At 47.7% G+C, this 11561-nt stretch carries 9 protein-coding genes; 7 read left to right on the plus strand and 2 right to left on the minus strand.

What is annotated here, in order from left to right:
- Nucleotides 1-217 precede the first annotated feature (217 nt).
- The 3 genes from lepA (at nucleotide 218) to hslV (ending at nucleotide 4449) form a co-directional block, all read left to right on the plus strand.
- Nucleotides 218-2005, plus strand: coding sequence for a translation elongation factor 4 (lepA, locus tag FEN17_RS09430; RefSeq protein WP_138365003.1), 1788 nt, complete (start codon nucleotides 218-220; stop codon nucleotides 2003-2005).
- An 82-nt stretch (nucleotides 2006-2087) separates the two neighbouring features.
- Entirely contained in the window at nucleotides 2088-3809 is a 1722-nt protein-coding gene (locus FEN17_RS09435; RefSeq protein ID WP_138365004.1) for a pyruvate dehydrogenase complex dihydrolipoamide acetyltransferase, read from the plus strand.
- 97 nt (nucleotides 3810-3906) lie between these two features.
- Nucleotides 3907-4449 carry an ATP-dependent protease subunit HslV gene (gene hslV, locus FEN17_RS09440; protein ID WP_138365005.1) on the plus strand — a complete coding sequence of 181 codons (543 nt, stop codon included), beginning with the start codon at nucleotides 3907-3909 and terminating at the stop codon, nucleotides 4447-4449.
- 81 nt (nucleotides 4450-4530) lie between these two features.
- Here the strand turns inward: hslV and FEN17_RS09445 are convergent, their stop codons facing one another.
- Both FEN17_RS09445 and dacB read right to left on the minus strand, forming a co-directional pair.
- A complete protein-coding gene (locus FEN17_RS09445) occupies nucleotides 4531-5559 on the minus strand; it encodes a hypothetical protein (RefSeq protein WP_138365006.1) in 1029 nt (342 codons plus the stop codon).
- Nucleotides 5560-5603: 44 nt separating this feature from the next.
- Nucleotides 5604-7076, minus strand: coding sequence for a D-alanyl-D-alanine carboxypeptidase/D-alanyl-D-alanine endopeptidase (dacB, locus tag FEN17_RS09450; protein WP_138365007.1), 1473 nt, complete (start codon nucleotides 7074-7076; stop codon nucleotides 5604-5606).
- A gap of 200 nt (nucleotides 7077-7276) precedes the next feature.
- On the opposite strand from dacB, the gene FEN17_RS09455 reads away from it, so the two are divergent.
- The 4 genes from FEN17_RS09455 to FEN17_RS09470 are packed head-to-tail and all read left to right on the plus strand — an operon-like array spanning nucleotide 7277 to nucleotide 11519.
- Nucleotides 7277-8704: an MBL fold metallo-hydrolase RNA specificity domain-containing protein gene (locus tag FEN17_RS09455; RefSeq protein ID WP_138365008.1), complete on the plus strand. Its 1428-nt coding sequence runs from the start codon at nucleotides 7277-7279 to the stop codon at nucleotides 8702-8704.
- A gap of 30 nt (nucleotides 8705-8734) precedes the next feature.
- On the plus strand, nucleotides 8735-9688 hold the full coding sequence (locus tag FEN17_RS09460; protein WP_138365009.1) for an acetyl-CoA carboxylase carboxyltransferase subunit alpha: 954 nt from the start codon (nucleotides 8735-8737) through the stop codon (nucleotides 9686-9688).
- 6 nt (nucleotides 9689-9694) lie between these two features.
- Nucleotides 9695-10330 (plus strand): HAD family hydrolase, encoded by a 636-nt coding sequence (locus FEN17_RS09465; RefSeq protein WP_138365010.1) that lies wholly within the window; start codon nucleotides 9695-9697, stop codon nucleotides 10328-10330.
- Nucleotides 10320-11519: a site-2 protease family protein gene (locus FEN17_RS09470; protein WP_138365011.1), complete on the plus strand. Its 1200-nt coding sequence runs from the start codon at nucleotides 10320-10322 to the stop codon at nucleotides 11517-11519. The genes FEN17_RS09465 and FEN17_RS09470 overlap by 11 nt, the downstream gene beginning before the upstream one ends.
- The last annotated feature ends 42 nt before the right edge of the window (nucleotides 11520-11561 follow it).

Below are 11561 nucleotides of genomic sequence, written 5' to 3' on the forward strand. Positions count from 1 at the left end.
TACAAACATTTTAATCAATTGATTAATAAAACTGTATTAAATTTTGAGGGATGATGGTTTTTTGTACAGCAGATAATACAGCGTCACTTTTGCCCGGACGTCGGCTTTTAGTTTTGAACTTCCGGCGAAAAGCTGTTGAAAATTTAATTACCCTCGTAATTTTGTGATTGCTTTGGCCTGAACTTATCCTTCAAAGCATTTGATTAGTTACTACTTCATGAAGAAAATCCGTAATTTTTGCATTATCGCCCATATCGACCACGGTAAAAGCACATTGGCCGACCGCCTGCTGGAATTCACCAAAACTGTGACCCAGCGCGAAATGCAAGCCCAGCTCCTCGACAATATGGACCTGGAACGCGAGCGCGGCATCACCATTAAGAGCCACGCGATCCAGATGAATTATCTGTACAAAGGCGAGGAGTACATATTAAACCTGATCGATACGCCAGGGCACGTGGATTTTTCCTACGAAGTTTCCCGCTCCATCGCTGCCTGCGAAGGCGCACTGCTCCTGGTAGATGCATCCCAAGGCACTGAGGCACAGACCATTTCCAACTTATACCTGGCGATCAACCACGACCTCGTCATTATCCCGGTTTTGAATAAAATTGACCTTCCCGGCGCGATGCCTGAGGAGATCAAGGACGAAATGGTGGACCTGCTCGACTGTAACCGCGAGGACATTATCCCGGCAAGCGGCAAGGAAGGCATTGGTATTGAAGAAATCCTGAATGCCATCATCGAACGCATTCCCGCACCGGTGGGCGACCCCGACGGACCTCTGCAGGCGTTGATTTTCGACTCGGTTTTTAACTCTTACCGCGGTATCGAGGTTATTTTCCGGGTTAAAAACGGCAGCATCAGAAAAGGTGACCGCGTGAAATTTATGGCTACCGGCAAGGAATATATTGCGGATGAGATCGGTACATTAGGTCTGGCGCAAATCCCGAAACAAGTGGTGGAATGCGGCGATGTAGGTTACCTGATTTCAGGTATCAAAGTGGCGAAGGAAGTGAAGGTAGGCGATACATTCACGCACATTGACCGCCCTGCTAAGGAGGCGATCAGGGGATTTTCGGAAGTAAAACCAATGGTTTTTGCAGGGATATATCCGGTGGATACCAGTGAGTTTGAGGAATTGCGTGAGGCGATGGAAAAGTTGCAGCTCAATGATGCTGCGCTGGTGTGGGAACCGGAAACCTCTGCGGCACTTGGATTCGGGTTCCGCTGCGGATTCCTTGGGATGCTGCACATGGAAATCGTGCAGGAAAGACTGGAACGCGAGTTTGATATGACGGTGATCACCACGGTGCCTTCGGTGCAGTTCAGGGTGCTCAATACCAAGGATAAGCTCATGAATATCAGCGCGCCTTCGGAAATGCCCGAGCCGAATTTTATCAAGTATATTGAAGAACCTTACATTAATGCGCAGATCATCACCAAGTCGGACTACATTGGCCCGATCCTGAATTTGTGTATGGATAAAAGAGGTATCCTGAAAAACCAGGTGTACCTGACTGCGGAGCGTGTAGAACTGCAATTCCTGATCCCGCTGGCAGAAGTTGTTTTTGACTTTTTTGACAGGCTTAAAACCATTTCAAGAGGCTATGCCTCACTGGATTACGAGCTATCGGGCTACCAGGAGTCGGATATGGTGAAGCTGGATGTCATGTTGAATGGCGAGGCGGTGGATGCGCTTTCGGCGATCGTGCACCGGTCCAAATCTTACGAGTGGGGTAAAAAGCTTTGTGAAAAACTTCGCGAATTGATCCCGCGGCAAATGTTCGAAATCGCGATCCAGGCGGCTATCGGACAAAAAATCATTGCCCGTGAAACGGTGAAGGCGATGCGGAAAGACGTATTGGCCAAATGTTACGGGGGTGATATTTCGCGTAAACGCAAGCTGCTCGAAAAACAGAAAAAAGGAAAGAAAAGAATGCGCCAGGTAGGCAATGTGGAGATCCCGCAGGAGGCTTTTATGGCGGTTTTGAAAATCAATTAGCGCGTGAATTATTCGCCTTTTGTTGTAATTTTGGCGTAATTCTAATTTCGTACCAAGAAACTAAAATACCTTAACAAGCGATATGGCAGAAGTAATTCGTATGCCCAAAATGAGCGACACCATGGAAGAGGGTGTTATCGCGGAATGGCACAAAAAAGTAGGTGATAAAATAAAATCCGGCGATATCCTGGCTGATGTTGAAACCGACAAGGCTACGATGGAGATGGAATCTTACTATGACGGTACGCTTCTGTACATCGGTGTAAATAAAGGCGACGCTGTGCCCATTGATGGGGTGATGGCGATTGTTGGAAATGAAGGAGAAGATTACAAATCGCTTCTGGAAGGCGCCAGCAATGGTTCTGCCAACGGAAGCGCTCCAAAAGAAGAACCAAAATCGGAAGCGCCTGCGGTTGAAACTGTAACCCCGGAAGCACCGAAGCCAGGTGAGGCGCCGAAAGAACCTGACCCTGCTCCTGCAAAACCAGCCGCTTCTACTGAAAAAATCAATGCTGCAGTAGTGCGTATGCCCAAAATGAGCGATACCATGGAAGAAGGTACGCTGGTTTCGTGGCAGAAAAAGGTAGGTGATAAAGTAAAATCAGGCGATATACTGGCGGAAGTCGAAACCGATAAGGCCACGATGGAACTGGAAGCTTACGAAGACGGCACATTGCTTTTTGTAGGGATTAAAGAGGGTGAATCTGTACCGGTAGATGCGATTATCGCGGTAATTGGTGAGGAAGGCGCGAATATTGACGCGCTGATCGCCCGTGAAAATGGAGAGCAAACTGCGGATGTGGAAGCTGCACCTGCACCAAAAGAAGGAACACCTGATGCATCTTCAAATGGTACAGAAAAATCTGTTTCCGTAGCCGATTCCGGCGACCGCATCAAAGCGTCCCCGCTCGCGAAGAAAATAGCAGACGAAAAAGGTATCAGCCTGAACCAGATTGCTGGAACCGGCGATAATGGCCGTATTGTAAAACGCGACATTGACGAGTTTAAACCAGCTGCCAAAGCTGAATCTGCACCAGCTCCGGCTGCTGCTCCTGCACCAAAAGCAGAATCTGCACCAGCCGCAGCTCCTGCCGCACCAGCAACGGGCGTAGCGACGCCCGGAGATTTTACCGATACGCCAATCTCGCAAATGCGTAAAACCATTGCCCGCAGATTGAGCGAAAGCTTATTCACCGCGCCGCATTTCTATGTAACGATGGAAATCGTGATGGATAAAGCGATGGCATTGCGTCCGCAGCTGAATGAGGTGAGCCCTGCCAAGATCTCTTTTAATGATATGGTGATCAAAGCTTGTGCACTGGCGCTGAGACAACATCCTGCCGTGAATTCTGCGTGGTTAGGTGATAAGATCAGAAAATACAATTATGTCAACATTGGCGTGGCGGTTGCGGTAGACGAAGGTCTGCTGGTGCCGGTTGTTCGCGATGCGGATAAGAAAACCATGTCTGTCATTTCGGGGGAAGTAAAAGACCTGGCTGGCAAGGCAAAAGATAAAAAATTGCAGCCGAAAGACTGGGAAGGCAACACCTTCTCGATCTCGAACCTGGGTATGTTTGGCGTAGATGAGTTTACAGCTATCATCAACCCGCCGGATTCCTGCATCCTGGCTGTGGGTGGTATCAAAAAAGTAGCTGCTTTCAAAGAAGACGGTACGGTTTACCCGACCAACATTATGAAAGTAACCCTGTCCGCTGACCACCGTGTGGTAGACGGCGCCACCGCTGCCCAGTTCCTCTTGACAGTGAAAAAACTGTTGGAAGAGCCGATGAGCATGCTGGTTTAAGGTTTCAGTTTTAAAAAAACATACAAAGTGTCAGGTTTTACAGCCTGGCACTTTTGTTTTGGGGCAGTTTCAGAATTCTAATCACGAAAATCACTTCATGGAAAAAATACATGCAACAACCGTCCTGGGCGTGCTTCATAATGGGAATGTTTCCCTGGGTGCCGACGGCCAGGCGACGATGGGCAATACTGTGGCAAAAGGCAATGTGCGGAAAATCAGGGTTTTGATGGGTGGAAAGATTCTTGCAGGCTTTGCCGGATCCACAGCCGATGCATTTACCCTGCTCGAAAAATTTGAAGAAAAACTCAATTCTTACGGTGGCAATATGAAACGCGCCGCGATTGAACTTGCAAAAGACTGGCGTACAGATCGCTATCTCCGGAAACTGGAAGCGATGATGATCGTGGCAAGCAAGGAAGAAATCCTGGTTATTTCGGGAACTGGTGATGTTTTAGAGCCTGAAAATGGTATTGCGGCGATTGGCTCGGGTGGAAATTATGCCTTATCGGCCGCGCAGGCTTTGAAGAAACACGCGGGACATTTATCCGCCGAGGAAATGGTCCGGGAAGGTCTGACCGTCGCAGCGGACCTTTGCATTTATACCAATCACAATTTTATTATTGAGAAGATTGCAAGCTAACATTGCCTGATTTTTAACAAAAAACGCCGGAATCCTGATCGATCCCGGCGTTTTTCAATTTTATACTAACTGAATAATAATTTATGCCCCTTTTCCTAAAAGCATCCGGAATGCCTTTCTGACTTTGTGCTCGTACAAATCCACTTTCTTCCCGATTTTACCTTTCAAAATCCTGTTTTTTGCCAGCTTTTGATAATGTGCATCCAGTGAAGCGTCGGTGTTGAAATTCTCTTTCAGATAAGCCAAAGCATTCGCCTCGCTCAAATTATAGTTATCTTCTTTGGAATAAGCATGTATCCCCTGCCCGATAGGATTGAATTGAGAATGTGAGGCATAATCTTCCAGAACAAAATGCTGGAACTTGAAGCCCTGGTTTACCATTTGGTAGAACCAGCCGGTGCCTAAATCGGCCGTAAAACCCCAGTTTCCGCCAAAACAAACATTATCACCTTTCGGCAATGTTACGCGACGGTACGTATCAAGCTTGATCATGCAGGCATATTCATTGAGGCGACATTCCGGCATCGGGTAAAACCGGCCGGTATTGATCACTTCAATGTCCTTTTCTTTCCGCGGCGTGTTGTAGGTTTCATGCAATGCCAGCGCCTCAGCCTGTGTGGGGACGAAGTACTGGAATTTTGAACCGTGACAAACTTTCGCTGAAAATCCCGGGCAAGACCAGCATTGTCCGATGGAGCCGGTGCCCGCCATCTGCTCGTCGGCAGTGATCACGGGCAGCATATCGCCGATCATATCCTTGTGGAAAACCATATCATTATGCATGATGAAAAGGTAATCGGACGTAGCATTTTCCAGCGCGTACTGGTAAGGAATTTGGTAGCGGTAAACAGCGTCAACTTTGGTGCGGTTGTAGTCCAGACCGCCCAGCTGGTAAAAATATTTGGGATAGTATAAATCGATTTCAATCAGCGGACTGATCTCTTTGATCACGTGGTACACATCGCCGAACTTGTCGTAAGGCTGCCGTTTTTCGACGGTAATGTATATTTTATTAATGTGCTGGCGGCTGAATTTCAGGAGTGTGAGTATCGAAATAATGGTCTGATAAGGCTTGCCATAGTAAATTACACAGACGTCTGTTTTGATCATGGTGAAAATTAAATAGTAAACACCGCAAAGCTATTCAATGAAGACTACAATTGTGCAATCAAAGTCATCAATCTCACCAATTCATCGGATACCAGCCGCTGGCTTCCGGGCATATATTTGTTAGCGATAATCGTAAAACTGAGCAGCGCGCCCGATTTGGCAGTCACATATCCTGCAAAAGCCCGTGTACCTTCGATCGAACCGCTTTTTGCGTGCATGTTTCCGGCAGCGCGGCTTCCCTTTCCAAGATTTCGCACTGTACCATTCTGGCCTAAAATGCCAATGCTTTTATAAAAATCATTGAAGCTGACATCACTATTGACAATGTTGAGAATGTCCGTCATACTATTGGCCGTCACCGATCCCGAGGGTGATAAGCCGCTGCCGTCTTTAATGTAAAATCCGCGGAGGTCAGCGCCCTTGCCGGACCAGAAAGCCGTGATGGCAGTCGCCGCATTATCGTATTCTGATTTCCCTGACAGTCTTTTTCCGGCTTGTTTGAAAAAAGTGTCTGCATAAAGGTTAATGCTCCAAAAGTTCGTTTGCTGGCACAGGTCCCGCAGCGGCGGTGATTTGTATTCGTCCAGAATTTGCTTTGAAACGGGTGTTGGCGCACCTGCGATTTTCAATGGCAAAAGTTCGTCGGTGACATTGACTGAGGCATTCACCAAACTTCTCTTTAATGCAAAAGCTACATACTCGGCAGGGTTCGGTATGGAACCCTTAACACTAAACGTCGCGACACCTGCTGGTATGGTCCCGGTCAGTACTACATTGTTTCCCAGCGGGCTGCTGTACACAATGGTTTTGTCGCCGGAGCCTTTTTCGCCGGTTGTGACCTGATTGGTGAATGTCAGATAAGGGATATCGGGCTCTGTGCCCAGGACGCTGGTCGGGTCGCCGAACTCGACGCCGGGCTTGAATTTGATCCTGTATAAATTTTCGTTGAAGTTAAGTCCCTGCACGCCAGCACCGTAGTAATTGCCAATGTCACCCCAGATCCAGGTGCTCGCAACCGTATTGCTGTCGAAAAACGAGGCGTCGGCCAGCACTTTTCCTTTGATATATTTAATCCCGGCTTTTTTTACTGCGGCGGTCCAGCGGTTCAATAATTCATTTGATTTGAGATAACCTGTAAAACGGTCACTCCCCAGGGAAGGATCGCCGGTTCCATGAATGTACAGGTTGCCTTTCAATGTGTCCCCGCTGATCACGCCATCGTGTTCCAGGAATGTTTGAAACTTAAAATCTCCCCCAAAAACCGACAGCACCGTGGCCGTTGAAACCAATTTCAAAATAGAAGCGGAAGGCAGCGAGCGTTCCTGGTTGATACCAAAAACAAAGCCTTTTTCTTTGACAGATTTCACGCTGACCGCCAGTGATCCGCTCCGCATGATTTCGCTGTTTTGTAATTCGAGTACCGCGTCGCGCAAAGCATTCAGCGCGAGGCTGTCTATCGTCTGGGAGAAACTGTTTTGAGAAAAAAATATCAGAAAGAGTAAAGCGTAAAGTCTCATGAACTGCCGGAAGTGAGGGAAAATTTCGGGATACCCAAACCTAAACTAATAAGGATTGTCCAAATCTCACTCTCTTTTTTGGTACTTTTGTCAGATATCAGGCAATCGATCGGCTTCTTCCGGGCCTGGGATACAAAAATGATATTGATTTTTCTGACTGAGAGAAAAATCTTAATATGGCTTTCACACCCCGATAATATATGAAATTGACATTTTGGGGAGCTGCGCAGCAAGTTACAGGTAGTATGTTTCTCCTGGAATCCGACGACTACCGAATACTGATCGACTGCGGCTCGGACTTTGATCTAGATGAAATTGGCAAACGCACCAGATATGAAGAACAAAAAAGCGTATTTCCGTTTGAACCGAGCTTAATCAACACGGTACTCCTTACCCACGCACACATTGACCACTCGGGCAATATTCCTAATTTATTTAAAGAAGGATTTGAAGGCCGCGTGGTATGTACCGAACCTACCCTTGCGCTTACATCCCTGCTGCTGAAAGATGCGGCAAACCTGCATCAAAAGCGTCTCAATGCGCGAAATAATGCTTCCGGCTCCAAAAAACGCGGCAAGAAATCCAAGGGTGTGCCCATGGATTATTTTGTAGAAAAGAATGTGCTGGAAGCGATGGAGAATTTTGTGCCGGTGGCTTTTGGCCAGCGCTACCGCATTGCGGATAATGTGGCGGTGACCTTCTACGCCGCCGGACATTTGCTCGGCGCGGCGCACATTGTGGTGGAAGTCTTTGAAAATGGCGAGAGAAAAAGACTCTGCTTTTCAGGCGATATTGGGAGAAAAAACTACCCCTTACTCATTGATCCACAAGAAATTCCGCAGGTAGACTACCTCATTTGCGAATCGACTTATGGAAACCGGCTGCACGAAAACCAGAATGCCCCGGTAGAGGCGCTGGCCGATGTGATTAAAAGGACCTGCATCGACATTCCGGGCAGGCTGATTATTCCTTCATTCAGCGTCGGGCGGACGCAGGCTTTGCTCTATACGCTCAACAAGCTGTACCTCGACAAGTCGTTTCCTTTTATTAAAGTCTTCTCCGACAGTCCTTTGGCGTACAGCAGTACCAAAGTTTACCAAAAGCATTCGCGGATGCTGAACAAGGAGGCACGGAGTTTTCAGGAGAATAATGATATGCTTTTTGATTTCGAAAATCTGATCTATCTTGAAAGTTCTGACGCAAGCCGGGCGGTTTCCAATTATAATGAACCCTGCATTATTATATCTTCTTCGGGGATGGTGCAGGGTGGTCGCGTGGAGCAGCACGTGGAGGCTAATATCGGCAATCCGTATGCGACGATCCTGATGATCGGCTACGCTTCGGAGGGAACATTGGGGTGGCGGCTGCTAAATGGACAGGATACGATTTCGATCCGCGGAAAGCAATTGCCCGTCTTGGCTAATATTGAAAAAATTGACGTATTTAGCGGCCACGGAGATCAGAATGACCTTTTGAAATTTGTAAAAATGCAGGACCCGGAAAAGCTCAAAGGCATTTTTCTCGTCCATGGAGAACAGACAAGCATGGCTGATTTCCAGCACATTATTCAAGAACACGGCTATAAATCGGTAGAGATACCACTCAGAGGTCGCACTTACGAACTTTAAGACCTTTCAGCCCACTACAAGAACCTAAATATGAGGACATACCTGGATTTTGAAAAACCTATGGCCGAGCTCGAACGCAAGCTCGAAGAAATGAAAACATTAGCGAAGGAAAACAATGTTGACTTTTCCGCCGCGATTTCCTTACTGGAAAATAATATTACAAATCTTCGAAAAGAAATCTTTGAAAACCTTACGCGCTGGCAGCGTGTGCAACTCTCGCGTCACCCCGACCGTCCGTACACCCTGGACTACGTGGAGCTGATCTGCGATGAATTCATTGAATTGCACGGCGACCGGCAGGTACGGGACGATCCGGCCATTATCGGCGGTCTGGCCAATGTGGGCGGGCAGTCGTTTATGCTGATCGGCCAGCAAAAAGGCCGGAATACCAAGCAGCGCCAGCACCGGAACTTCGGGATGCCCAATCCTGAGGGTTACCGGAAAGCCTTGCGCCTGATGAAGCTGGCTGAGAAATTCAACAAACCTATCGTGACATTGATCGATACGCCGGGTGCATTTCCGGGTATGGAAGCCGAGGAGCGCGGACAAGGCGAGGCGATTGCGAGAAACCTGAAAGAAATGTTCATGCTGAAAGTGCCCGTGATCTGTATTGTGATCGGCGAAGGCGCTTCCGGCGGTGCATTGGGCATCGCGATCGGTGACCGTGTTTTAATGTTGGAAAACACCTGGTACTCTGTGATTTCTCCCGAAAACTGTTCGGCGATCCTTTGGAGAAGCTGGGATTTCAAAGAGCAAGCGGCAGAAGCGATGAAGATCACCGCCAAGGATATGAAGAAGAACAACCTCATCGACGGTATTATTTCCGAACCGCTGGGCGGCGCACATCTGGACCACAACTGGATGGCGGACGAGCTGAAAAGGGTGATCCTCGAAAATATTACAGAACTCTCGGCCATCAGCGACGCGGACCGGATCGATCAGCGGATCGAGAAATTCTGCGCCATGGGTGTAGTCGTCGAATAAAATTCCATGAAAAACCCACAGATCAAAAATATCATTTTCGACCTTGGCGACGTCATTCTCAACATTGATGTGCCGGTTGCTTCCAAATCTTTCGCCGAGCTGAGCGGCCGGGAGCAAAGCGAAATCCTGACCATTTTCAAGGAAAACGACCTTTTCCGTCAGTTCGAAACTGGTACCCTCGATGAAGCCGGTTTCCGGAATTTTATCAGGCATATTCTTGATTTTTCAGACTTGTCCGACGAAGCCATTGATACAGCCTGGAATAGCTTGCTGCTGGATCTGCCGCCTGAAAGAGTGGAGCTTTTGAAAAAACTGAAAGAAACCTACCGCATTTTCCTGCTCAGCAACACCAGCTCGATCCACATTACGCAGGTGAATAAAATTTTGGAAGCATCTACCGGCATCGAAAAACTGGAAGATTTGTTTGAGATCGTATTCCTTTCCTACGAAATGGGGCTGATGAAACCAGATACCCGCATTTATGAAAAAGTGCTGGAACAAGCCGGGATCAAAGCCGAAGAAACACTTTTCCTGGACGATAATTTCGACAACATTCAAGGCGCTAACCAGGTCGGCATCAACACCATTCACGTTCAGAAGCCGACCACCATTTTGGAATATCTGAAAGACTATGCAGTCTAACTCACGCACTTACGTAATCCAGGCGCTTCTTTTTATTGCAACCATCATTACCACCACCATGGCCGGCGCCGAGTGGATGTTTGGTAATATCTTTTCCTTCATTTACGATTTTGCCGTTTTTCTTGGTGCTGGAAAAACGGATGCAGAGCTACCAGAAAATACCAAATTTATGGGCTGGTACCAGTTCATGCAGGGTTTTCACTTTTCAATTCCATTCTTAGCCATTCTGACGGTCCACGAATTCGGACATTATTTTGTGGCCAAATATCATAAGGTCAAGGTCACGTTACCTTTTTACATCCCGCTCTGGTTTGGTTTCTCGCAAAGTATCGGCACGATGGGCGCATTTATCCGGATCAAATCGGTCGTAAGGTCGAGGCTTAAATTTTTTGATATTGGCATTGCCGGCCCGCTAGCCGGTTTTATTGCTGCATTGGTTGTGCTTTGGTACGGTTTCACGCATTTGCCGCCGCCGGAGTATATTTTCAAAGTGCACCCGGAATTTGCACAATACGGATTGGATTATCCCAAATATGCCTACCAGAATGCCCACGAAATTCTGGCACTGGGTGACAACATTCTTTTTTCTTTCTTCAAAAACAACGTCGCTGACCCGGCCAGGCTGCCCCATCCATACGAAATGGTGCATTATCCCTACATTTTCGCAGGATATCTTGCCCTGTTTTTCACTTCCCTTAATCTGATCCCAATTGGTCAGCTGGACGGCGGACATATTCTCTACGGTCTGATCGGCAAAAAGAAGTTCGACGTAATCGCGCCTGTTTTGTTCGGGATATTTGCTTTTTACGCTGGTTTAGGGCTTTTCACGACCAAGTCATTTGCCACCGGCAGTGACGGGCAGTTTTACGAGCAACTGATTTACCTCGCATTTTATATTTATTTCCTCTTCATCTGCTTCCGGCGCGTCAGCGACCTTCCGTCTACCGCCCTGATGATCAGTCTCATCATTGTTGTACTCCAATTCGGCATCACCTATCTCCGCCCAGAATGGAAAGGTTCGTCCGGCTTTTTACCCTTCGTTTTCATCCTCGGCCGCTTCCTCGGCATCCGCCACCCCGAAACCGAAGAAGACAAGCCACTGGACCTCCCGCGTGTCATTTTGGGGATCCTCGCGCTAGTGATTTTCGTGATTTCGTTTAGTCCTACGCCGTTTGTGATTATTGAGTAGCGACGGCGGATGCATTTAACATCGATCTTTGATTGCCGGGTA

The sequence above is a fragment of the Dyadobacter luticola genome, assembly GCF_005860805.1.
GTDB classification, from domain to species: Bacteria; Bacteroidota; Bacteroidia; order Cytophagales; family Spirosomataceae; genus Dyadobacter; species Dyadobacter luticola.

Bases quoted from the DNA above. Each gene is read 5' to 3' on its own strand.
- FEN17_RS09445 (WP_138365006.1), bottom strand. From the start codon at position 5,559: ATGATCAAAACAGACGTCTGTGTAATTTACTATGGCAAGCCTTATCAG.
- FEN17_RS09460 (WP_138365009.1), top strand. From the start codon at position 8,735: ATGAGGACATACCTGGATTTTGAAAAACCTATGGCCGAGCTCGAACGC.
- lepA (WP_138365003.1), top strand. From the start codon at position 218: ATGAAGAAAATCCGTAATTTTTGCATTATCGCCCATATCGACCACGGT.
- FEN17_RS09470 (WP_138365011.1), top strand. From the start codon at position 10,320: ATGCAGTCTAACTCACGCACTTACGTAATCCAGGCGCTTCTTTTTATT.
- FEN17_RS09455 (WP_138365008.1), top strand. From the start codon at position 7,277: ATGAAATTGACATTTTGGGGAGCTGCGCAGCAAGTTACAGGTAGTATG.
- dacB (WP_138365007.1), bottom strand. From the start codon at position 7,076: ATGAGACTTTACGCTTTACTCTTTCTGATATTTTTTTCTCAAAACAGT.
- FEN17_RS09435 (WP_138365004.1), top strand. From the start codon at position 2,088: ATGGCAGAAGTAATTCGTATGCCCAAAATGAGCGACACCATGGAAGAG.
- FEN17_RS09465 (WP_138365010.1), top strand. From the start codon at position 9,695: ATGAAAAACCCACAGATCAAAAATATCATTTTCGACCTTGGCGACGTC.
- hslV (WP_138365005.1), top strand. From the start codon at position 3,907: ATGGAAAAAATACATGCAACAACCGTCCTGGGCGTGCTTCATAATGGG.